Annotated in this window: 23 protein-coding genes and 1 riboswitch; of the genes, 9 read left to right on the top strand and 14 right to left on the bottom strand. The window is 36.3% G+C overall.

Features of this window, described 5'->3' with window-relative positions:
- Positions 1 to 30: 30 nt before the first annotated feature.
- The gene (locus tag LKL37_RS02380; protein ID WP_431608987.1) at positions 31 to 219 is read right to left on the bottom strand and encodes a hypothetical protein; all 189 of its coding nucleotides are present in this window, start codon (positions 217 to 219) and stop codon (positions 31 to 33) included.
- 153 nt (positions 220 to 372) lie between these two features.
- The gene (locus LKL37_RS02375) at positions 373 to 726 is read right to left on the bottom strand and encodes an arsenate reductase family protein (protein WP_431608986.1); all 354 of its coding nucleotides are present in this window, start codon (positions 724 to 726) and stop codon (positions 373 to 375) included.
- Between the two features lie 121 nt (positions 727 to 847).
- On the opposite strand from LKL37_RS02375, the gene LKL37_RS02370 reads away from it, so the two are divergent.
- The 5 genes from LKL37_RS02370 (at position 848) to LKL37_RS02350 (ending at position 5,842) form a co-directional block, all read left to right on the top strand.
- Entirely contained in the window at positions 848 to 1,315 is a 468-nt protein-coding gene (locus LKL37_RS02370) for an acyl-CoA thioesterase (RefSeq protein ID WP_105701524.1), read from the top strand.
- Positions 1,316 to 1,393: 78 nt separating this feature from the next.
- Positions 1,394 to 2,230, top strand: coding sequence for a GLPGLI family protein (locus LKL37_RS02365; RefSeq protein WP_431608985.1), 837 nt, complete (start codon positions 1,394 to 1,396; stop codon positions 2,228 to 2,230).
- Positions 2,231 to 2,343: 113 nt separating this feature from the next.
- Positions 2,344 to 2,411, top strand: a riboswitch (Fluoride riboswitch).
- A gap of 31 nt (positions 2,412 to 2,442) precedes the next feature.
- Positions 2,443 to 3,750, top strand: coding sequence for a voltage-gated chloride channel family protein (locus tag LKL37_RS02360; protein WP_431608984.1), 1,308 nt, complete (start codon positions 2,443 to 2,445; stop codon positions 3,748 to 3,750).
- A gap of 130 nt (positions 3,751 to 3,880) precedes the next feature.
- Positions 3,881 to 4,756: a LysR family transcriptional regulator gene (locus LKL37_RS02355; protein WP_431608983.1), complete on the top strand. Its 876-nt coding sequence runs from the start codon at positions 3,881 to 3,883 to the stop codon at positions 4,754 to 4,756.
- Positions 4,757 to 4,906: 150 nt separating this feature from the next.
- Entirely contained in the window at positions 4,907 to 5,842 is a 936-nt protein-coding gene (locus tag LKL37_RS02350; RefSeq protein WP_431608981.1) for a YeiH family protein, read from the top strand.
- 79 nt (positions 5,843 to 5,921) lie between these two features.
- Here LKL37_RS02350 and LKL37_RS02345 read toward each other — a convergent pair whose 3' ends face one another.
- From LKL37_RS02345 to LKL37_RS02310, 8 genes are all read right to left on the bottom strand, one after another.
- The gene (locus LKL37_RS02345; RefSeq protein ID WP_431608980.1) at positions 5,922 to 6,095 is read right to left on the bottom strand and encodes a hypothetical protein; all 174 of its coding nucleotides are present in this window, start codon (positions 6,093 to 6,095) and stop codon (positions 5,922 to 5,924) included.
- Positions 6,096 to 6,272: 177 nt separating this feature from the next.
- Positions 6,273 to 7,514 carry an MFS transporter gene (locus LKL37_RS02340; protein WP_431608978.1) on the bottom strand — a complete coding sequence of 414 codons (1,242 nt, stop codon included), beginning with the start codon at positions 7,512 to 7,514 and terminating at the stop codon, positions 6,273 to 6,275.
- A gap of 73 nt (positions 7,515 to 7,587) precedes the next feature.
- On the bottom strand, positions 7,588 to 9,153 hold the full coding sequence (rny, locus tag LKL37_RS02335) for a ribonuclease Y (RefSeq protein WP_431608977.1): 1,566 nt from the start codon (positions 9,151 to 9,153) through the stop codon (positions 7,588 to 7,590).
- Between the two features lie 237 nt (positions 9,154 to 9,390).
- Positions 9,391 to 9,678: a cell division protein ZapA gene (locus LKL37_RS02330; protein ID WP_034695967.1), complete on the bottom strand. Its 288-nt coding sequence runs from the start codon at positions 9,676 to 9,678 to the stop codon at positions 9,391 to 9,393.
- The gene (locus tag LKL37_RS02325) at positions 9,678 to 9,980 is read right to left on the bottom strand and encodes a hypothetical protein (RefSeq protein ID WP_047376863.1); all 303 of its coding nucleotides are present in this window, start codon (positions 9,978 to 9,980) and stop codon (positions 9,678 to 9,680) included. The genes LKL37_RS02330 and LKL37_RS02325 overlap by 1 nt, the downstream gene beginning before the upstream one ends.
- Positions 9,981 to 10,119: 139 nt before the next feature.
- Positions 10,120 to 10,902 (bottom strand): porin family protein, encoded by a 783-nt coding sequence (locus LKL37_RS02320; protein ID WP_089695600.1) that lies wholly within the window; start codon positions 10,900 to 10,902, stop codon positions 10,120 to 10,122.
- A gap of 3 nt (positions 10,903 to 10,905) precedes the next feature.
- Positions 10,906 to 11,637, bottom strand: a complete 732-nt coding sequence (gene ubiE, locus LKL37_RS02315; protein ID WP_431608975.1) for a bifunctional demethylmenaquinone methyltransferase/2-methoxy-6-polyprenyl-1,4-benzoquinol methylase UbiE — start codon at positions 11,635 to 11,637, stop codon at positions 10,906 to 10,908.
- Positions 11,638 to 11,640: 3 nt separating this feature from the next.
- Positions 11,641 to 12,210, bottom strand: coding sequence for a hypothetical protein (locus LKL37_RS02310; protein ID WP_105701516.1), 570 nt, complete (start codon positions 12,208 to 12,210; stop codon positions 11,641 to 11,643).
- Between the two features lie 101 nt (positions 12,211 to 12,311).
- Between LKL37_RS02310 and LKL37_RS02305 the strand changes: the two genes are divergently transcribed.
- Positions 12,312 to 13,379 (top strand): 3-oxoacyl-ACP synthase III family protein, encoded by a 1,068-nt coding sequence (locus tag LKL37_RS02305; RefSeq protein ID WP_431608974.1) that lies wholly within the window; start codon positions 12,312 to 12,314, stop codon positions 13,377 to 13,379.
- 68 nt (positions 13,380 to 13,447) lie between these two features.
- Entirely contained in the window at positions 13,448 to 14,653 is a 1,206-nt protein-coding gene (locus tag LKL37_RS02300; protein ID WP_431608973.1) for a metallophosphoesterase, read from the top strand.
- 185 nt (positions 14,654 to 14,838) lie between these two features.
- On the opposite strand, the gene LKL37_RS02295 is transcribed toward LKL37_RS02300, so the two are convergent.
- Both LKL37_RS02295 and LKL37_RS02290 read right to left on the bottom strand, forming a co-directional pair.
- Positions 14,839 to 15,591: a polysaccharide deacetylase gene (locus LKL37_RS02295; RefSeq protein ID WP_431608972.1), complete on the bottom strand. Its 753-nt coding sequence runs from the start codon at positions 15,589 to 15,591 to the stop codon at positions 14,839 to 14,841.
- A gap of 84 nt (positions 15,592 to 15,675) precedes the next feature.
- A complete protein-coding gene (locus LKL37_RS02290; RefSeq protein ID WP_105701664.1) occupies positions 15,676 to 16,641 on the bottom strand; it encodes an NAD-dependent epimerase/dehydratase family protein in 966 nt (321 codons plus the stop codon).
- Positions 16,642 to 16,843: 202 nt separating this feature from the next.
- On the opposite strand from LKL37_RS02290, the gene ggt reads away from it, so the two are divergent.
- A complete protein-coding gene (gene ggt / locus LKL37_RS02285) occupies positions 16,844 to 18,532 on the top strand; it encodes a gamma-glutamyltransferase (protein ID WP_431608971.1) in 1,689 nt (562 codons plus the stop codon).
- Between the two features lie 188 nt (positions 18,533 to 18,720).
- Complete coding sequence (locus tag LKL37_RS02280; RefSeq protein ID WP_431608970.1) at positions 18,721 to 20,001, top strand: dicarboxylate/amino acid:cation symporter; 1,281 nt, start codon at positions 18,721 to 18,723, stop codon at positions 19,999 to 20,001.
- A gap of 105 nt (positions 20,002 to 20,106) precedes the next feature.
- Here the strand turns inward: LKL37_RS02280 and LKL37_RS02275 are convergent, their stop codons facing one another.
- Both LKL37_RS02275 and LKL37_RS02270 read right to left on the bottom strand, forming a co-directional pair.
- A complete protein-coding gene (locus LKL37_RS02275; RefSeq protein WP_431608969.1) occupies positions 20,107 to 20,997 on the bottom strand; it encodes a diacylglycerol/lipid kinase family protein in 891 nt (296 codons plus the stop codon).
- A gap of 4 nt (positions 20,998 to 21,001) precedes the next feature.
- On the bottom strand, positions 21,002 to 21,463 hold the full coding sequence (locus LKL37_RS02270) for a hypothetical protein (RefSeq protein WP_431608968.1): 462 nt from the start codon (positions 21,461 to 21,463) through the stop codon (positions 21,002 to 21,004).
- Positions 21,464 to 21,667: the final 204 nt, after the last annotated feature.

Raw genomic sequence — 21,667 nt, 5'->3', positions numbered from 1 at the left:
AGGCTGTGATTTTCACAGCCTCTTTTTTGTTTAAAGACAGATACAGCATATTTTTCTATCAGGAGAGCAGACATCGCCTACTCCGGGTGTATTGGAAATCACTCCGCCTGCACCCCCACATAATCTATTACAATTAACCGGAAGAATAGTACCTCCACCATTAATTTTTTTTAAAGCTGATCTGTTAAGATTCTTTGTTTTTAAAAAGTTTGTTTTCATATTATTAATTTTGATGATTATAAATATAGTTATAAATCACAATAAAAATACTACGAATCAACAACTTACAACATATAATAAAATAAAACATCCGGCTCAATAATGAAAAAACACTATTAAGCCGGATATATAGATTATTTACAATCTTATTACTTAATTTACACCAAAGAACATCTGTAGTTCTTCAACATTTTTCTTATCATTTCCTACGAAAATCTCCTTATCTGTAATAAATACAGGTCTTTTCAGGAAAGTATAATGATCCAGCAGTAATTCTTTAAAATCTTTCTCTGTCAAAGATTTCACATCCAACCCCCTCAATTTAATCTGAGTAGATTTTTTACTGAATAACGCTTCATAAGATTTTGTTTTTTTATGCATTTCTGCCAGCTCTTCTTTCGTAATCGGCTCTTTTTTGATTTCTCGAAGTTCCCAGTCTGTAAGATCAAATTGGGCTAAAATTTTTCTGCACGTATCACAGGTGTTGAGATAAAATACTTTCTTCATTACTGTTTCTAAATCTGTTATTGGTTAAAATTCCCTTTCATTGAAAGTTTCGTCTTTCAAAAGTAGGATTTAATCTAAAACTTTGGAAATTATTAAATAACTTTATTCAAATTTTATAAAGATGCAGAACAAGCCTATTACTTTTCAGTTTATTTCGGAGCCTTCAGATGTTAATTACGGAGGAAATGTACATGGAGGAAGTGTGATGAAATGGATTGACCAGGCCGGTTATGCTTGCGCAACAACCTGGAGTGGCAATTATTCTGTCACAGTGTATGTGGGTGGAATTCGTTTTTATGATCCCATTAAAATCGGGGAAGTGGTAAAAGTAGATGCTCAGGTGATCTTTACCGGAACATCCAGCATGCATATCGCCATTAATGTCTTTTCGAGAAACCTGAAACAGCCAAACTTTGAGAAAAAAACCCACTGTATTATTGTTTTTGTTGCGGTAGACGAAAATGGTAAAAAACTTCCTGTACCGAAATGGATCCCGGAAACAGAGGAAGAAAAGCAGCAGGAAATTTACGCTAAGCGCCTAATGGAACTGAGAACGCAGATTGAGGATGAGATGAAGCCGTTTTTGTAAGAGCGGGTTTCGAGATTACGAGGTTCAAGGTTTAAAGTTTTGAGTAACCATTAACAAAAAAATGACTAATCACCTTATATGAAAAGTATTCTTACTTTAATGGCTTTGCTTATGATGGCGTTATGCCAGGCTCAGACGCATCGGTTTATTTATGAACTGCAGTATAAGATGGATTCTACAGAGACCACTTATGAAAAATTGAATATGATACTGGATATTACCCCGAAAGAGGTAAAATTTTACGGAAGAAACCTGATCACAACAGATTCTTTAAATAAAAAATTCGGGATGAATACCAGCCATGCCGATATGTCCGGGCAAGTGGTGAAAAGAAAAATCAATTCTTTTGATAATGAAAACTTTATCAATGTTAAAAACGGATATTATTCTTTTAAAACGACAGATAAAATAAACTGGATTATTTCCAATGAAACCAAAAAAGTAGAAAATTATACGTTACAAAAGGCTACTACCCGATTTGGAGGAAGAAATTGGACAGCCTGGTTCTGTAAAGATATTCCTTTTAATGAAGGTCCGTTTAAACTCCGCGGGCTACCCGGTTTAATCTTTGAACTGTCTGATACAAAGAAAAATTTCATTTATCATCTTATCAAAAGTCAGGAACTCACACAAATCTATCCTACCAATGATTTTCTTGAATCTAATTTCGGAAATAAAGCCGTTCCCATCAATGAAAAGCAGAAGTATAAACTGATCATGGAATTTTACAACGATCCTTTTGCTTTTGAAAGAAACAATTTCAACAAATCCAACAATGATCTTAAAATTAATATCAATGGAAAAGAAATTCATAATGTGGATGAGCTGAATACTCAAACTAAAAGCATGCAGGAAGTCATAAGAAAATACAACAATCCGCTTGAGATTGATAAGGCTATTCATTATAAAGAATAAAATTTGAACACAAAAGCCACAAATATCTTCACAAATAGCACAAAACAAATTAAAGTTCCGTATAAGATTCTTTATTTATTTTTTTGAAAACAGATTCTTCTTCTTATATTTGTTCTATCAAAGGAAATGGTGTTCTTCCTTACCCAACCGCTTTACAAAAGCTGATGACGCCTGATTAAAAGATTATTAACAAATAACTAATCAGGATTATTATGTCAAAAAGCCAAAGAACACTAGCTAAAAAAGCAGTTTTTCATACTCATTTTTTCTTCAGAAAGTTTCCGGCTCTGCCCTATATTCTAAAATGGCTGTGCATTAGTATCATTATTGGGGCTTTAGTAGGAACAGCTTCTGCAGGATTTCTTCAATCGTTGGAATGGGCAACAAATTTCAGGGAAAATCATCTCTGGCTGATTGCAATGCTTCCCGCAGCAGGATTTCTTATAGGACTTCTCTATTATTACTTTGGGAAAGACGTGGAAGCAGGAAACAACCTGTTGATTGATACGATTCATGATCCGAAGGGAATCATTCCGTTTAAGATGGCTCCTTTTGTTTATATCGGAACGATGGCAACCCATTTCTTTGGTGGTTCTGCAGGCCGTGAAGGAACAGCTCTTCAAATGGCAGGTGCTATCTCCGATCAGCTTACCAGACCTTTTAAGCTTGACAGAAATGAAAGGAAAATATTGATTATTGCTGCTATTGCCGCCGGATTTGGTTCTGTTTTCGGAACTCCGTTGGCTGGAGCTGTTTTTGGTCTTGAGGTTTTTCTGATTGGAAGAATTCGTTATAATGCCATCTTTCCTGCATTTGCTTCTGCAATTCTGGCTGACTGGGCTGCCAACCTCTGGAATGTAAAACATATCCATTATCATATTGATTTCATTCCTAAACTTGAGTTTCTACCGATTATCTACAGCATTCTTGCAGGAATAGCTTTCGGAATCTGCACTGCTGCTTTCAGTAAAATCATTCACTGGATGGGATCTGTTTTCAAATCGAAAATCAAATATCCCCCGCTTCGTCCTGTTGTGGGAGGAATCATTATTGCAGTGGCTGTTTTTGCGATGGGCACGACCCGTTACATCGGATTAGGTGTTCCTGTGATCGTAGAATCTTTTGAAAAACAGCTTCCATTGTATGATTTTGCTTTAAAAATGATCTTTACCATTGTTACCCTTTCGGCAGGATTCAAAGGGGGCGAAGTCACTCCTTTGTTCTTTATCGGAGCTACTTTAGGCAGTGCTTTATCTCTTTTTATTCCGTTACCTTTCGGATTATTGGCAGGAATGGGATTTGTAGCAGTATTTGCAGGAGCCACCAATACTCCTTTAGCCTGTATGCTTATGGGAATTGAATTATTCGGGGCAGAATGTGGGGTATATGTCGCTATTGCCTGTGTTGTATCCTATCTCCTTTCCGGTCACAACAGTATTTATACCAAACAGAAAATCGGGGAAGCTAAGAACAGGAGGTATGAAAATCAACAAGACAGATCTATTTCCGATTTTTTATAAGAGGTTACGGGGTACGAGGTGCAAGTTATTTTAGTTGCTGGTTACCCATAACGTTAAACTCTGAACTTTAAACTCTCAAACTCACCTACTCCTCTTCGCCATTTCCAACTATAATTCGTAATTTTACCCCATGTTCGATTACAGATTAAAAGTTTTCCATACGGTAGCTACCCGACTCAGCTTCACTAAAGCTTCAGAGGAACTTCACATTTCCCAGCCCGCTGTTACCAAGCACATCAAAGAGATTGAAACCCAGGTAGGAGCCAAGTTATTTGACCGTAAAGGAACTTCTATCCAACTGACTCAGAGCGGAAAAATTCTGTTTGAACATGCTGAGAAGATCAGAAATATCTACCGTGACATGGAATTTGAGATCAGCCAGATCAATCAGCAGCATAAGGGAAAACTGATTATCGGGGCAAGTACAACTGTTGCACAATACATTTTACCTGAAATTTTAGCCAAATTCAATTCTTATTATAAAGACATTAAGATTGAACTTCTTACGGGAAATACGGAAACCATTTCAACCCTTTTAAAAGAAGAAAAGATTGATCTGGGCATTATTGAAGGAGAATCGCAGTCTTCTTATTTTGAATATAAAACTTTTAAGCCGGATGAAATTGTTCTGGCAGCCAAATCAGACCATCCTCTTGCTCATAAAACATTAAATCTAAAAGATCTTTATCAATTGGATCTGATTTTCAGAGAACAAGGTTCCGGGACGCTGGAGTTTATTCAAAACAGGCTTAAAGAAAAGGAAATCAGTATCCATGATCTGACTACCGTTATGCAGCTGGGAAGCAGCGAAAGTATTAAAAATTACCTTCTCCACTCAGAATGTATGGCATTTCTTTCTATCAGCACCATTCTGAATGAACTTAAAAACAATATATTAACCGTTATTGATATTAAAAACTTCAGTATTGAAAGAGATTTCCATTTTATTCTGCCAAAAGGCGACCAATCTGAACTGATTAAGCTTTTTCTGAGATTTGCAGAATGAAAAGCAATAAGCAATAAGCAATAAGCAATAAGCAATAAGCAATAAGCAATAAGCAAATATATAACTTTTAGTTATCCGATATAACAAAATACGATTTACTTTGTTATACTATTTTCCGGAATTTTGATGCAGATTTTAAAAGTTCGCATTATGAAAGATTTCATTCAAAATGAAATGACACGGAAAGTTTTTTTTATTGTATTGGCAGTTTTCTGCCTTACACCTCTTATTTCTTCACCCATAGCCCTGACTCTAGGATTTGTTTTAGCTGTTTTTATAGGAAATCCTTTCGAAAAGCATGTTCATCACTATATTCATCTGTTGCTGCAAATTTCAATTGTTGGTCTCGGATTCGGGCTGAAACTGGATGAAGCCCTTCACGCCGGAAAAACAGGGTTAATGTTGACGGTTGTAAGTATTGTTACAGTAATGGTCTTGGGGTATTTTCTGGGAAAAGTCTTTAAGCTGGAAAGACCTTTATCTTATCTTCTGTCTGCCGGAACGGCTATTTGTGGTGGGAGCGCTATTGCAGCAGTATCTCCTATTATTAAACCAAGTACGAAACAAATTTCTCTTGCATTGGCAATTGTTTTTACGCTAAATTCTATTGCTTTATTTATCTATCCCGCCATAGGACATCTCTTGAATATGTCTCAGGAGCAGTTTGGTCTTTGGTGTGCGGTAGGAATTCATGATACAAGTTCTGTTGTTGGTGCTGCCGGTAAATACGGAGATGAAGCGTTGAAAATAGCAACTACGGTGAAATTAGCCCGCGCTTTATGGATCATTCCTGTTTCATTAATTACCATGTTTATTTTTAAAAGTAAAGATTCTAAAATAAAGATTCCGTGGTTTATCGGTTATTTTATTGTTGCGATTCTATTGAACACTTATTTCCCTATTCTTGAGAGTTTCAGTACTTCAATCACTGTTTTGGCAAAATCCGGACTGAATCTGACTTTATTCTTCATCGGTTCTACCCTTTCTATTCAGACGTTGAAATCAATTGGGTTAAAACCTTTGGTTATGGCAATTCTTTTATGGGTCACCATAAGTGTTGGCAGTCTTCTTTACATTATTCATTAAAATGAGCAGAACCCTTTTGAAATCAAAAGGGTTCTGCATATTAAATGTGGAAATGTTTATTTCTAATTGAAATAATTTCTTAAACCTCTCCGCAAGTATAAACCTGCAGACAGCCCATATATATGGAGCAATAATCAGGTCCTGTCACAGCACCTGAGCAGCTGCACCCGCAAAGAGATAAATCCGGCTTACCGCTTACTCCTCCTGTAATATTTTTCAAGTCTTGTTTTCTCAGTTTTTTAGCGTTTTTCATAATGTTCATGTGGTTTAGTTTGATTAAACAATATAGTTTTAGTTACCTTCCAAAGTTAAACAAATATTAAATACTCGCAACAAAAACAATTAAAAAAATTAATAATTTGTTGATTACAACTTAATTATTATATTCAAAATAAGGAATACCAGTATATTATTTATTAAACAATTTAAATTACTCTGTAAATTCAAGATCTCTGTCATGCGTTTCCGAAATAGTAAGCGAGGAATAAAATGCAAGCCCGAATACCACCACTCCTACTATGGCCGCACTTTCTACTACAGGGAAATGACCTTTAAGAGAATCAAAAGCAAAAATCATCACCGGCACAAGCCCTCTTACCATGTTGGGAACGGTAGTTGTTGCTGTATTTCTGATATTTGTTCCGAACTGTTCTGCAGCCAGCGTCACAAACATAGCCCAATATCCTGTTCCGAAACCAAGCCATACGCAAAACAGATAATATTTTGTTTCCGTATTGGTATTACCGAACAGCATAATTGATACTCCAATCAGGGTAAAGACCAGCATATAAAAGATCGCCATTTTCCGTGATTTTAAGGCATGGGAAATAAAACCGCTCAGTAAATCACCAACAGAAATCCCTACATACGCCCACATAATTGCTTTTCCGGGGGTAATCTCTTTGATTCCAAATTCAGGAGCAAACTGATTGGCCAAAACAGCCAGAATCCCAATGCAGTACCATGTAGGCAAACCTACTGCAATGCATTTTAAATATCTAATCAATCTGTCTTTATTGGTGAAAAAGGATAGAAAATTTCCCTTGGAGACATTTTTGTGCACAATATTCTTATAAATTCCGGATTCGGATACGCTTATTCTCAACAGCAAGAGTAAGATTCCCATTATTCCACCGATGATGTAAGAGATATTCCAACCTCCAGCGAGTTCTACGGTAAGCTGAGCCACTACAGCACCCATTAATCCAAAACCAGCAACCACTGAGGTTCCAATTGCCCTCAAACTCTTCGGCAGGCTTTCAGAAACCAGCGTAATTCCCGCTCCAAGCTCTCCGGCAAGCCCAATACCAGCAACAAACCTTAGCCCGGCATATTGGTACATTAAATGCTCTTTTGGAAAATAAGAAAGAAAACCACAGGCAATATTGGCTAAGGAATATACCAGAATAGAACCAAAAAGTACGGAAAGTCTTCCTTTTTTATCTCCAAAAATACCCCAGAAAACACCTCCGATAAGAAGACCTACCATCTGACAGTTCAGAATAAAGGTTCCATCTGCATCAGGATTAAGCCCCAATACCTTTAAACTGGGTATTCTAACAATTCCAAATAAAAGGAGGTCATAAATATCTACAAAATAGCCTAAGGCTGAAATAATAACGGGAATAGAAAAAATGTACTTCAGTTTTGAAGACAGGGACAGTTCTTGCATTTTTAAGTTTTGATAAAAATAAAAAACCTTTCAATTTCTTGAAAGGTTTTTATCAAATATCTTTTTCTGATTATTATCTGGCAATATTCACAGCTCTCGTTTCTCTGATTACTGTTACTTTTACCTGTCCCGGATAGGTCAGTTCATTCTGAATTTTCTCAGAGATATCGTAAGAAAGCTGAGAAGCTACTTCATCATTTACTTTTCCGCTCTCTACCATTACTCTCAGTTCTCTACCTGCCTGGATAGCATAAGCACTTGATACTCCATCAAAGCTTAATGCTGCAGATTCAAGATCTTTTAATCTCTGGATATAAGATTCCAATACCTGTCTTCTTGCTCCCGGTCTTGCTCCTGAGATAGCATCGGCTACCTGGATGATCGGAGATAATAATGACTTCATTTCAATTTCGTCGTGGTGAGCTCCAATGGCATTTACCACTTCAGGGTTTTCACCGTATTTCTCAGCCCATTGCATTCCTAAAAGGGCGTGCGGCAGTTCTGATTCCTGTTCAGGCACTTTACCGATATCGTGTAAAAGACCTGCTCTTTTTGCTAATTTTACGTTTAATCCTAACTCAGCAGCCATCGTTGCAGCAATGTTTGCTACTTCTCTTGAGTGCTGTAGTAAGTTTTGTCCGTAAGAAGAACGGTATTTCATTCTACCTACGATTTTGATCAGTTCAGGGTGTAATCCGTGGATTCCTAAATCAATGATCGTTCTCTTACCTACTTCAATGATTTCCTCTTCGATCTGTTTTCTTGTTTTTTCAACAACTTCTTCAATTCTTGCCGGGTGAATTCTACCGTCTGTTACCAATCTGTGAAGTGATAATCTTGCGATCTCTCTTCTCACCGGATCGAAACATGAAAGAAGAATAGCTTCCGGAGTATCGTCAACAATAATTTCTACTCCTGTTACCGCTTCTAAAGCACGGATATTTCTACCTTCTCTACCGATAATTCTACCTTTTACTTCGTCAGATTCAATATTGAAAACTGATACTGAGTTTTCGATAGCCTGCTCGGTTCCGATTCTCTGAATCGTTTGGATAACGATTTTTCTCGCTTCGTTTTTGGCATTCATCTGAGCTTCTTCCATGATGCTCTGAACGTGTGCCTGTGCTCTTGTTTTTGCTTCTGCTCTCATGGTTTCTACCAATTCTGCTTTAGCTTCGTCAGCTGTATAATTAGAGATTTTTTCAAGTATTTCTACTTTCTTAGCGTTAGCTGTATCTAATTCCTGCTGTTTTCTTTCAAGGATTTCGGTCTTCTTAGCGTAATCTGCAATCTGCTTGTCCAGATCTTTTTCCAATTTTCCGGTCTTGCTAAGTTCATCATTAAGCTTATGCTCTTTGTCTTTCGTTCTCTTTTCAACTTCCTGCATTTTCCTTTCACGGGACTGAATATCTGCGTCATGCTGGGATTTCAGCTCCAGGAATTTTTCTTTTGCCTGAAGATTCTTTTCTTTCTTTATCGATTCAGCTTGTACATTAGCTTTTTCTATAAGGTTTTCGGCGTTTTTATTAGCATCATCTATGATGAATTTTGCCTTAGTATTCAGAGAGCTTCTGGAGAAAAATGCTCCCACTAAAGCCCCGATTACTAAACAAACAACACCGACTATAACTTCTATCATAATTTATATTGAGTTTTAATTGTATTCATATCCTTTGTTAAATAAAAAAAAGCCCACAATAATCCAGAGATTGAGAGTAAACTCCTAATCAACACGATTTGAACTGATTTCCACTGTCTGTAATCCGGAAGTCCGGCACGCCATTCGATGGACATTTGTTCGGTAATTGTTTAGCGTTGAGTTTACCTTTAATGTGTTAGAATTATTGTAGGCAGTAATTTTTCAGGAAAAAAAAATCTATTTCCCGATTTCATTCAACGACTGATTAATCTGCGTTAACCTTTCGTTGGTAGAATTAATATTTTTTTCGTAGTTCAGAGAAACTACTTCTGCATTGGTTCCCAGTTTCAGGGCACACATTGCCAAAGCATCCTGTTTATCTCTTACATCGAAGTTCTGTTCAAAATCTTTAATCATATTCTCGATCTGCTTCCCTACTTTACGCAAAGTTTCTTCCTCTGCTGCCGGTACGTTCAGCGGATATACTCTTCCTGCAATGTTGACGGTTATTCTCCTTACCTCCATTATAATCCACTGTTTTGAAGCTGAGCAATACAGAAATCAATTTCTTTTACCAATCTGTTGATATGGTTTTTCATTAATCTATTGTGTTCAGGATTTCCTGATATTGCTGAATAAAGTTTTATATTTTTTTGTTCTTCTGCTAATACCTGATTCTTTCTTCTTTCCTCATCATACTTCTTCTTCAACTCTTCATGCTCAATATTTAATTCTTTTAAATTTTCCGTAAGATTTTTATAGTTCTTTTGCAGAGTCGAAATCTTTCTCTCTAATTCTGAAAAATTGTTTTCTAAATCTTGAAGCATTTCAGGTTTGTATATTCTAACTAAAAGCAAAAATAAAAAAATAATAACACTAACAAAAATAAAACACTCTATATTTTGATATAACAATAAAAAAGGAGGCGCTAATGCACCTCCTGTCTATTTTTCAATGAAATATTTTTTATTCAAATTTCAGAACAAACATTACAGCTCTTGTCTGTAGTGTAGAAATTGCAGAAGCCCAGTAAGGAGGTGTAGTAGCGTTATCCGCCACTTTCTCATTGTTCATGAAGAATGTTCCTCTGACGGCAGGAGTCAGTTTAAACTTGTTGAAATAGAACTGAATTCCCATTTCTGCAGACCATGCAAAATTGTGTGTTGTAGATCTGTAGATTCCCTGCATGTTATCATCTGTAGAAGTTGCATTAGACTGAAGGTTTACAACATAGTTTACCCCAGCTGCAACGTAAGGCCTTGAATTGTACCATCTTTGACCGTGAAGTTCCAAAAGTACCGGAATATCAATCAAAGTAGATTTAATTTCTCTTACTCTATCCTTTTCCTGTAAAGGGAACGGCATAAAAGGAGGATTCGTCAGAGACCCGCCTGCATAAATGTCATTGGATTGAGTATTAAAAGTCAACTGTCTTTGTGCAAACTGTAAACCTGGTTCTATTCTTACGTCAAGATAGTCATTCAGTCTCCATTTTGCAATAAGCCCGGCACCGAAACTATAACTTTCCTTGGATGTGACAAGGTTTTCATTATCATTCATCCCGTACTTCGGATGTAAAACAATGCGGTAATCCAGTCTGTTCCCGTTCAAATAAAACCCCCAACTGAATTTCTGTTCGTCGAAATCTTCCAACTTATCCATTCTGTTTCGGGTTCTGAATTGCGCGTTTGCGAAGACGGCAACATTTACTGAGGTTAAAACCAGTGCTTTTAATAGAAATTTATTCATAGGTTACTTTGTTGCTTTATAAATTGTGGCTATACCTAAACTTAATTTTTTATATTCAACTTTCTTAAATCCCGTATCTAAAAGAATTTGCTTCATCTTCTCCCCGAAAGGAAAAGCATTTACAGAATCCGGAAGGTATGTATACGCCCTATTATCCTTAGAAACCAATCTGCCAATGGCAGGCAATATATTTTTGAAATAAAACATATAAAATGGCCCCATGAAACCCTCAACCTTTGAAAACTCCAGTATATAAACACTTTTGTTATCTTTAACTACTCTTCTTAACTCTGCTAAACCTTTGGTAAGGTTTTCAAAATTCCTTACTCCAAATGCAACGGAAACAGCATCAAATCTATTGTCCTCGAAAGGTAAATTTTCTGCATCCCCTTTTTGCATGGAAATTTTGCCGTCTAATTTAAGTTTTTTTATTTTAATAACGCCAACATTCAGCATTTGTTGTGATAAATCTAATCCAACTACTTTAGAACCGGTTCCTTTTTCAATAGTAATTGCCAGATCTCCCGTTCCTGTAGCCACATCCAGCACTTCCTGCGGATTATCAATTTTCATCCATCTTACCAGTTTATTTCTCCACAAAACGTCAATTTTCATGGATAAAACATGGTTCAGAAGGTCATACTTCGGTGCAATATTGTCGAACATATCCTCTACCTGGCTCTTTTTAGTAGCCTCTGAATTGTAGGGAGTAACTTTGGTGATATCTTTTGTCAAAACTTAAAACTTGTAATATTCTTTATAATAATTTAGGTAATCCTGCTTTCTGAAGATTTTAGATCTTGATTCCACTTGCTGGATATTCTTGATCACTTTGTCATAATCTTCATCTACATTGTAGTAAAAATCTTCTGTGTAAAGCTTATTGAAGCGTTTCGCTCCTCCGTAATAATCCTTTCCGTCAATAACGGTCTTATCAAGTGCAGACAGTAATGAATCTTTCTTAAGATTATACCCGTAATACTGATCGTTTACATAGTAATCCTGGTGGGTAATATTAATCAGGCCACGAAGTTTATTCACTTCAAATGCTGAATCGTAAAGCATTTTTTTGTTCTGATCAAAAACCTGAATAGAGTTTTTCCCTTTATTCAAATCCACATGCACATACTGCCCCGCAGAAATAATTCCTTCAGATCCGTTATTGATCTTAAAATAATACGTATTCGGGGTAGGATTATCTACAACATAATAATTCTTCTTGGCTAAAAAAAGGAAGTAGATCCCAAAGGCAACGATAAACGCCACAGCTGCAATAAGTAAGCCTTTTAAGGACGAGTTGTTTTTCATAGATTGTAAAGTACAATTTTTGCAAATTTAATAATATTTTTAATTCTCCGTTATTAATATTAATTATTAACTTTGCATCTTTAAAAAAATCATATAAACGAATGCCGAATACGATCATTATTGGCTCTGGATCTTATATTCCGAACAGAGTTATTGGTAGAGATTATTTCATGAATTCCGAGTTCTATACTGAAGACGGAGTAAAGATTGAAAAGCCTGTGGAAGAGACCATTGCGAAATTTGTAGAAATTACAGAAATCGAAAACAGGAGATTCATTGAAGATGATCTTTCCAATTCACAAATCGGTTATGAAGCTGCAAAAATCGCCCTTGAGGATGCAAAAGTAGACGGCGAGGAATTAGATTATATTATCTATGCAAGCAATTTCGGGGAAGTTACCGAAAACGGATATGCAGATTTTATGCCGACAATGGCTGCTAGAGTAAAGAATAAACTGGGGATCAAAAACAGAAAATGCGTAACGTATGATATGGTTTTCGGATGTCCTGGATGGGTAGAAGCTATGATTTTGTCTGATAATTTAATTAAAGCTAAGGTTGCCAAAACCATTCTTGTCATCGGCGCTGAAACTTTAAGCAGAGTAACAGATCCATATGACAGAAACAGAATGATCTTTGCTGACGGTGCCGGAGCAGTAGTTGTAAAAGCAACAGACGAAGAGAATGTAGGAATTATTGCCCACAACACGATCTGTGATAACGGACCGGAATTAAACTACCTTGAAAATCAACCTTCCATCAATAAAGAAGCAGATCAAAAGCGCCTTTATGTAAGAATGTTAGGAAGAAAGATTTATGAATACGCTCTTAAAAATGTACCAGATGCTATCAAGGACACCATTACAGATGCAGGTCTTTCTATTGAAGATATAGATAAAATCTTAATTCACCAGGCTAACGCAAAAATGGATTACGCTATGATTGAGAGACTTCACAGGCTTTATGATGTGAAAGAATATGATCACGCGATCTCTCCTATGACTATTCAGGATCTTGGAAATACTTCTGTAGCAACCATTCCTACCATGTATGATTTAATAATTAAAGGAAAAATGGCAGGTCAATCGTTTAAAGAAAAAGGTAACGTTGTGATGACTTCGGTAGGTGCCGGAATGAATATCAATGCTATCGTTTACAGATTTCCTTAATAATATTTAATAAACAAAAAAATATAAAAGCACAGGGAAGTTATTCTTTGTGCTTTTTTGATCAGAACATGCAAAAGAATCTTTTAATCATCGCTGGAATCTTCCTTTTTTTGGAAGTGTATATTTATCAGGCCATCAGAACACTTACTGATAATTCCTGGATCAAAATCGGATATTGGGTAATTTCGTTAGCTGTATATGGATTTTTCGCCTATGAAGTCACTCATTACCAAAGGTCAGACCGAAGTATGGTAAGGGCTCAGATTATGATTTCATTATTTTTGATTTTTATCCTTCCAAAAATTTTCGTGGTTCTGTTTTTATTAATTGATGATATCTTCAGAGTCGGAGGCTACCTTATTGGCTTTGCAAAACCCTCGGAAAATTTCTTCCCGGAAAGAAGGAAATTCCTGAGTCTTGTAGGACTTGGCATGAGTGGTGTTCTTTCCGCTCTTTTTATTGACGGAATTACGTTTGGAAAATACAGACACAAAGTAAGACGGGTAAGAGTTAATTTCGCCAATCTTCCCAAAAGTTTTAAAGGTTACAAAATTATTCAGATTTCCGATGTCCACAGTGGAAGTTTCTCTGATCCGAGCAAGCTGCAGCATGCCATTGACCTGATCAACGAACAGAAGCCTGATTTGGTATTATTTACCGGAGATATGGTGAATAACGTTGCGGATGAGTTCAAACCCTTTATTCCTTTATTCTCAAAAATTCAGGCTAAAGACGGCAAATTTGCGGTATTAGGAAACCATGATTACGGAGATTACGTAACATGGGCATCACCTGATGCCAAAAAAGAAAACCTTGAAACATTGATCGGTTATGAAAAGCAGGCTGGTTTCGACATGTTGAGAAATGAGCATAGAGTAATTGAAAAAAACGGCGAGAAACTTTACATTTTAGGAGTTGAAAACTGGGGATTAAAACCCTTTCCTCAGTTCGGTAAAATAGATGATGCTTTAAATGGTGTACCAGAATCTGCCACCAAAATCTTAATGAGCCACGACCCTACCCATTTTGATTATGTGGTAAAAAAACACCCTTCCAACATTCATCTGACCCTTTCGGGACACACCCATGGGATGCAGTTTGGCTTAGATCTCAAAAATGTAAAATGGTCACCGGTACAATACCGCTATCCAAAATGGGCTGACTTATATGAAAGTGAAGGAAAATTACTGTACGTAAACAGAGGATTTGGTGTACTTGGATATCCGGGAAGAGTGGGTGTATTGCCGGAGATTACCCTTTTTGAGTTGAGCTAGAAGTGCGGGGTTCGGGTTGTTAGTTGCGAGTTTATTTTATTATGGGTTTGAGATATGAGTTGCTGGTAGTGAGTTTATTTTGTTTCGAGTTGCGGGTTGTTTTTGTTCCTGATTACCTACTACACTAAACCCTCAGACATTCCCACTCTCAAACTCCCTAAAACCTGCAACCTAATACCTATCACCTAAAAAATATAATCTTTCATACGGGAAGTAGCCATTTCCCTGTCATTGAGAAAAGTAAGGAGGGCATCTAATTTGTCCTCCATTTTTTTGCCCGAAAATAAGCTTCGGTAAAATGGGATATCAAAACGATATTTTTTAAAGTCTGTAAACTGCCATGTATTCAGATAGATCAACACAAATTCCTCATTCTGCAGAGTTTCCAGAACCATATTCTGATAATACTTCATCGGCAGAATCTGAAAAACAAAATCATTATAAGGAAGCTGGCTGTATGGAGAGATACTTTCCGGAACAACACTCAGCCCGTCCTCTTCTGTAATTTCCGTATCTCTTTTGAGCCTTTTGAAAGGAAAAAGTATATTGGCATTATCAATATTGGAAACGTAATTAAATTCCATCAGTTTCAAAATTTCCTGCGAAACTTTTACATCTTTCTGCCGAATTCCTCTGATTTGTTTTTCCAAAAGATCTTGAATATTCTTCTTGGCATTTTCAATTTCTTCAGGATTGGAATCTTTATTATAAAAAGCAATTTCATGCCCTTTGGATGAAATTGCTTTTATTAAATTCTGAAGTTTTCCGGTAAGAGAAACCTCTACAAAAAAACTTGATTTGATATCATGAATATCTAAAATTCTAAGAATTGCTCTGGTATTATCTTCTATAATTTTCAGTCTCTCATCAGCAGTAATCTGGACACCATTTTTTACTTCAGCTTCAATACACGTGATGTTAAAAGTTAATAATACCATTTAAATTAAAGTTTATATAAATTATATAAAATACTACAAATCAGATGTTAAATCAATAAATAATTAAAGTAATACTTTACATTATTAATCCTTTCCTAATTTTACCTTCAAATTCTTGATCATATCTTTTGTCATTTCAGAAATTCCGAAATCATAAGTCAGACCCCAGTCTTTTTTTGCTACCGAATCATCAATCGAAGCCGGCCATGAATCTGCAATTGCCTGTCTGAAATCCGGGTTATAATCAATCGTAAAATCTGGAATTTCTTTCTTGATTTCATCTGACAATTCTTTCGGAGTAAATGACATTCCACCCAAATTATAAGAAGAACGAACCGTTACACTTTCTTTAGGAGCTTCCATTAATTTCAGAGTTGCATTGATGGCATCATCCATATACAACATCGGCATTCCTGTATTCTCAGAAATGAAACTTGTATACTTTCCATCTTCAATAGCTTTATAGAAAATCTCAACTGCATAATCTGTAGTTCCACCGCCTGCTGGAGTTTTCCATGAGATCAATCCAGGATATCTGATACTTCTTACATCTACACCATATTTATCGAAATAGTATTCGCACCACTTCTCTCCTGCCATTTTTGAGATCCCGTAAACAGTTGTTGGGTTCAACACCACATCCTGTCCTACATCATGTTTTGGAATTCCTTTTCCAAATACAGCAATAGAACTTGGCCAGAAGATCTTTTTAAGAAGCCCTTCTTTCGCCATTTCACAAAAATGAAGCAGTGGTTCAAGATTTAGTTTCCAAGCAAAAATAGGCTGCTTTTCCGAAGTTCCGGATAAAAGCGAAGCAAGGTGATACACTGTGGTGATATCGTAATCTTTAATCACCTGTCTTACCAATTGGGTATTGGTAACATCCATTCTTTCATAGTGTCCGGCAGAAGTAATTCCTTCTTGCCATCTGTCTAATCCTGAAGCAACCACGTTTTCAGCTCCGTGGATTTCAACAAGTCTGTTCGTCAATTCGGTACCAATTTGTCCCAAGGCACCTGTAATCAGTATTCTTTCCGTATAGGATTCCATTTTCACATTTTTTTTAGGATTGTACAAAAGTAAAAAAAACATGTCAACCATAATAAAAAAGGTGTGTTTAAAATATTTCCTTGCTAAAAGGTATTGAAAGCCCATCAAAATTCTCATAAACAATAGAAATAATCAAATACAATCATCATCAGCTGACATTAACTTAAAATTCAATAATTTTGTTTCAAAGAAAAACAATCATATGAAGAAGATTTTAATTGCTTCGATGCTGTTGGCAGCTCAACTCAGCTGGGCTCAGTTCACAGATATCAATATTATTAAGGAAGTTCAGGTAAAAAATAAAGGTGTTGTAGTTTCTGCACATCCATTAGCCAGTGAAGCAGGAGCCAAAATCTTAAAAATGGGAGGAAATGCCTACGACGCAGTTACCGCAACACAATATGCTCTTGCTGTAGTATATCCTCAGGCAGGAAACATCGGAGGTGGCGGATTTTTGGTAGGCGTGAAAAGTAATGGTGAAAAATTCACACTGGACTATAGAGAAACGGCTCCCAAAAAGGCCTTCAGAGACATGTATATTGATAAAAAAGGAAAAGCAGATACGGATCTTTCTCAAAACGGAAGACTGGCAGTAGGAATTCCCGGAAGCGTAGCTGGTTTTTTTGCCACCCTGAAGTATTGTAAATTACCTATGGAAAAGATTATTCAACCTGCTATTGATCTTGCTGAAAAAGGATTTGCTATCACCGATAAGGAAGCAGATATGCTGAACAGCCAGCGAGAGAAATTCCAGAAACATAATAAATCTTCTATCCTTTTTGTAAAAGATGCTCCATGGAAAGCCGGAGATCTTTTGGTTCAAAAAGACTTAGCCGAAACGCTGAAACTTATCCAGAAATTAGGTGCTAAAGGTTTTTATGAAGGAAAAACCGCTGATCTTCTGGTTGCCGAAATGAAAAGAGGCAACGGAATCATCACGCTGGAAGATCTTAAAAATTACAAAGTTGCGGAAAGAAAAGCACTGGAATTTGATTATAAAGGAAGCAATGTCGTTACGATGCCTTTACCCTCAAGCGGCGGGGTTCTTCTTGCTCAAATGCTAAGAATGGCCAGTTTTGAAAATCTTGAAAAATACCAGCAAAACTCTACAAAAGCTGTTCAGATTATGACTGAAGCAGAAAGAAGGGCCTATGCAGACAGAGCAGAATATATGGGTGATCCGGATTTTATTCAGGACAAAACATCTTACCTGATCTCTGATGACTATCTGAAAGGAAGATGGAAAAGCTTCAGTTTTGACAAGGCTACTCCAAGTGCAGAAGTTGGTAAGATTATAGAACAGCCTAAAGAATCTATGCAGACTACTCATATTTCCGTATTGGATAAGGATGGAAACGCTGCTTCTGTAACCACAACTCTTAATGGTTATTACGGAAGTAAAGTTTTAGTTTCAGGAGCCGGATTCTTTTTAAATAATGAAATGGATGATTTCTCCATAAAACCGGGTGTACCGAACATGTTTGGAGCTGTAGGAGGAGAAGCCAATTCTATCCAGCCTAATAAGAGAATGCTTTCTTCCATGACTCCAACGATTATCCTTAAAAATGGAAAACCTTTTATGGTAGTAGGAACGCCCGGAGGAACTACAATCCCGACTTCCGTGTATCAATCTATTGTAAATGTGGTAGATTTTAAACTGAATGCCAATACCTCAGTCAATGCACCAAAGTTTCATCATCAGTGGCTGCCGGAAACCATTACCGTAGAAAACAATTTCCCAGAAAGTACTATTTCCGAGCTGAAAAGCAAGAATTATGTGATTGAAAAGACCAAATACATCGGCAAAACAGAAATGATTGTCCTTGATGAAAAAGGAAATATTCATGCTGTCGCAGATGGTCGTGGAGATGATTCTGTAGCGGTGGAATAATAACATTTAAGATTAATCAGAATTATATATAGCTCCGGGTTGATTTTTAAAGGTTTTATCCCTTTAAAAATCAACCCGGAGTTTTTGGCATATAAAGCCAGTGTAAAAGATTCTTTTCAATGACTTTTGTCATGTTTTTAGATAAATTTTCTTAATTTTCGCCCTTAAAAAAACAAAACGACTGTTCTTTGAAAACAAAAAAAATACACAATCAGCTTTATTTCCAGGTGATTATAGCCATTGTTGCCGGTATCCTTCTTGGAAAATTTTACCCTGAATTAGGAGAAAAAATGAAACCTTTGGGAGACGGATTCATCAAATTAGTAAAAATGATTATCGCTCCGGTAATTTTTATTACCCTTACTTTAGGAATCGCCCATATGACCGATCTGAAAAAAGTAGGCAGAATTGCCATCAAAGCAATGATCTATTTTTTCACCTTTTCAACCCTTGCTCTCATCATCGGATTAATAGTTGGGAATATCTTACAGCCGGGTCATGGTTTAAATATTGATCCTTCTACCCTTTCAGGTGATGTTTCACAATACCAGGCAAAAGCTCACGAATCAACACTTACGGGCTTCATTATGAACATCATTCCTGAAACTTTATTCAGTCCTTTGGTGGGTGAAAATATTCTTCAGGTTCTTTTGGTGGCTATTTTAATGGGAGTTGCTTTGGTTTTAACAAAAGAAAAAAGCCAGAAAGTCACGGATTTTCTACAGGATCTGTCTACTCCGGTGTTTAAAATTGTTCATATGCTTATGAAATTGGCCCCAATAGGAGCTTTCGGAGCAATGGCATTTACAATTGGGAAATATGGCCTCCATTCTGTACTGAACCTTATATTTCTGGTTGCTACATTTTATATTACGTCTATTCTTTTTGTTGTTTTGGTTTTGGGAGCGGTAGCATGGTATAACGGATTTAATATTTTTAAACTCCTTTTCTACCTTAAAGAAGAACTTCTTCTTGTTTTGGGTACAAGTTCTTCGGAATCTGCCCTGCCGGGAATCATGGAGAAACTTGAAAAAGCAGGCTGCTCAAGAGCCATTGTAGGTCTTGTAGTTCCTACCGGATATTCTTTCAATCTTGATGGTACTAATATTTATATGACACTTGCCTCTCTCTTTATTGCACAAGCATTAAACATTCATCTTCCGATTGAAAAACAACTAATGCTTCTTTTAGTAGCTATGTTAAGTTCAAAGGGGGCTGCTGGAGTTACAGGTGCCGGATTTGTAACACTGGCTGCAACATTAGCCGTAGTTCCTGAAATCCCGATTGCAGGAATGACTTTGATTCTTGGGATTGATAAATTCATGAGCGAATGCAGGGCTCTAACCAACGTAATCGGGAACTCTGTAGCAACCGTAGTAGTTGCCAACTGGGAAAAACAGCTTGATAAAGAACAGCTTCAATACTGTCTGGATCATCCGGCTGAAATGGAGAAAAAACTGGAAGTGTAGGTAGGGAGTTTGAGAATGGGAGTGTTTGAGGGTTTAGCGTTGTGGGTTATCAGAAACAAAAAACAACCCGCAACTCGCAACAAAATAAACTCGAACCCTTAAACCTTAAACCAAAATATTCAAACTCGCAGGCTGCACTTTAACATGGATTGGTGATTTTATCTTATTGAATTCACCATCCAGATGCCAGTTTTTGGTATTTACTTTAAATGATATTTCGGAAACCGGAAGATACGTCACATACTCATCATCTTTCAGTCTTTTGGTAAACATTCTGAAAGCAAACAGTGCGGAATAAGTCAATGGAAATTTTTTTACCAAAACCATATCCACCAATCCATCACTTTTATTTGCTTTTGGGGCAATATAGGCATTGTTCCCAAACTGGCGTGTATTCGCGATGTTCATCATCAGGTAACGCCCGTTGTACTGTTGATACTCTTCATCAACAAACTTCACTTTGATTGGCTTATAATTGAAGAATGTTTTCAGAGAAACTTTAATATAGTTTTTGAATCCACGGCTTGTTTTCTCAAATTCTTTGACCACTTTACCGTCAAATCCAGTCCCTGAAACATTGATTGAAAGCCTGTCGTTCACCGTGAATGTGTCAATCTTTCTGGAGTTTTTGACCTTTATTTTATCTAAAAGTTCATCCAGATTCTTACTGAATTGGGTTTCATTGGAAAATCCGTTTCCTGATCCTGCAGGAAAAATAGCCAGAATCTTATCTGTATTAATAAGGTTTTTTGCTACCGTGGAAATAGTTCCGTCTCCTCCTATGGCCACAAAAACATCCACTTCATCAAAGTGATCTTTAATAAAGTCATCGGTTCCCAGAATAGATTCTGAAACGTAATATAATGGATCTTCAACCTTACTTTTAAGCTCGTTCAAAAACGGCTGATAATTTTTTTTGGCTGAAAATGGATTGATAATAAATGCAACTTTTTTCATCAACGCAAAAATAGAAAATGCTTCCTGAACTGGAAGCATTAATTTACTTAATTTTCATTCTTTCTTTAAATTCTGAAGTTAATTGTCCTTTCACATCATCAAAAGAAACCGCAATGATAACATCTCCAAGCTCACAATCTTTTGCAATGTCTTTCGTATCATAGTGAAAATAGAGATTTTTATTATCAAAATAAAAATTTTCCGCTTTGGAAATTTGAAACTTAGACAATGTTTTATAGCATTTTTGATCATATTTTTTCATCTGCTTCATCATAGTTGTTTTTTCCAACCTTATTTTCAAAAGTTGTGACAAGTCATGATCTGAAATAACCAAAATATTAGAAAGCGGTATTTTCTCATGATTCTTTTTATCGGAAACTTTTAATGAGTCTATAAATTCGAGAGAATTTGCCACAAGTTTTTCAGAAGATTTATTTTCAGTTTTTTTGCAAGCAGTTACTGTCAGCAAAGAGGATAATGTTAAAATAGCAATGGTGTTTTTCATAAATTCTGATTCTAATTTTCAATATCGCGATAAAGAAACTGCCTCAAAAGGTAAAATAATACTCTGAGAATCTCTAAATGACAAAGTTGTCAGACAAGAAGTCCGAAAGAGGAGGGACATTTGATACAGCCTCTTTTCAACCTTATATTTAAACTCATTTAAACTACTGATAATTTTGGGGCCAAATGTGAATTGACCATAAAT

Origin of the sequence: Chryseobacterium sp. 'Rf worker isolate 10', assembly GCF_050753305.1 — a bacterium.
In the GTDB taxonomy this organism is placed as follows: Bacteria; Bacteroidota; Bacteroidia; order Flavobacteriales; family Weeksellaceae; genus Chryseobacterium.
This window is presented reverse-complemented; position numbering and strand designations above follow the sequence as displayed.

What these genes read in the sequence shown, in the direction of transcription:
- LKL37_RS02380 (WP_431608987.1), bottom strand. Translation starts at nt 219, where the DNA reads ATGAAAACAAACTTTTTAAAAACAAAGAATCTTAACAGATCAGCTTTA.
- LKL37_RS02375 (WP_431608986.1), bottom strand. Translation starts at nt 726, where the DNA reads ATGAAGAAAGTATTTTATCTCAACACCTGTGATACGTGCAGAAAAATT.
- LKL37_RS02370 (WP_105701524.1), top strand. Translation starts at nt 848, where the DNA reads ATGCAGAACAAGCCTATTACTTTTCAGTTTATTTCGGAGCCTTCAGAT.
- LKL37_RS02365 (WP_431608985.1), top strand. Translation starts at nt 1,394, where the DNA reads ATGAAAAGTATTCTTACTTTAATGGCTTTGCTTATGATGGCGTTATGC.
- LKL37_RS02360 (WP_431608984.1), top strand. Translation starts at nt 2,443, where the DNA reads ATGTCAAAAAGCCAAAGAACACTAGCTAAAAAAGCAGTTTTTCATACT.
- LKL37_RS02355 (WP_431608983.1), top strand. Translation starts at nt 3,881, where the DNA reads ATGTTCGATTACAGATTAAAAGTTTTCCATACGGTAGCTACCCGACTC.
- LKL37_RS02350 (WP_431608981.1), top strand. Translation starts at nt 4,907, where the DNA reads ATGAAAGATTTCATTCAAAATGAAATGACACGGAAAGTTTTTTTTATT.
- LKL37_RS02345 (WP_431608980.1), bottom strand. Translation starts at nt 6,095, where the DNA reads ATGAAAAACGCTAAAAAACTGAGAAAACAAGACTTGAAAAATATTACA.
- LKL37_RS02340 (WP_431608978.1), bottom strand. Translation starts at nt 7,514, where the DNA reads ATGCAAGAACTGTCCCTGTCTTCAAAACTGAAGTACATTTTTTCTATT.
- rny (WP_431608977.1), bottom strand. Translation starts at nt 9,153, where the DNA reads ATGATAGAAGTTATAGTCGGTGTTGTTTGTTTAGTAATCGGGGCTTTA.
- LKL37_RS02330 (WP_034695967.1), bottom strand. Translation starts at nt 9,678, where the DNA reads ATGGAGGTAAGGAGAATAACCGTCAACATTGCAGGAAGAGTATATCCG.
- LKL37_RS02325 (WP_047376863.1), bottom strand. Translation starts at nt 9,980, where the DNA reads ATGCTTCAAGATTTAGAAAACAATTTTTCAGAATTAGAGAGAAAGATT.
- LKL37_RS02320 (WP_089695600.1), bottom strand. Translation starts at nt 10,902, where the DNA reads ATGAATAAATTTCTATTAAAAGCACTGGTTTTAACCTCAGTAAATGTT.
- LKL37_RS02310 (WP_105701516.1), bottom strand. Translation starts at nt 12,210, where the DNA reads ATGAAAAACAACTCGTCCTTAAAAGGCTTACTTATTGCAGCTGTGGCG.
- LKL37_RS02305 (WP_431608974.1), top strand. Translation starts at nt 12,312, where the DNA reads ATGCCGAATACGATCATTATTGGCTCTGGATCTTATATTCCGAACAGA.
- LKL37_RS02300 (WP_431608973.1), top strand. Translation starts at nt 13,448, where the DNA reads ATGCAAAAGAATCTTTTAATCATCGCTGGAATCTTCCTTTTTTTGGAA.
- LKL37_RS02295 (WP_431608972.1), bottom strand. Translation starts at nt 15,591, where the DNA reads ATGGTATTATTAACTTTTAACATCACGTGTATTGAAGCTGAAGTAAAA.
- LKL37_RS02290 (WP_105701664.1), bottom strand. Translation starts at nt 16,641, where the DNA reads ATGGAATCCTATACGGAAAGAATACTGATTACAGGTGCCTTGGGACAA.
- ggt (WP_431608971.1), top strand. Translation starts at nt 16,844, where the DNA reads ATGAAGAAGATTTTAATTGCTTCGATGCTGTTGGCAGCTCAACTCAGC.
- LKL37_RS02275 (WP_431608969.1), bottom strand. Translation starts at nt 20,997, where the DNA reads ATGCTTCCAGTTCAGGAAGCATTTTCTATTTTTGCGTTGATGAAAAAA.
- LKL37_RS02270 (WP_431608968.1), bottom strand. Translation starts at nt 21,463, where the DNA reads ATGAAAAACACCATTGCTATTTTAACATTATCCTCTTTGCTGACAGTA.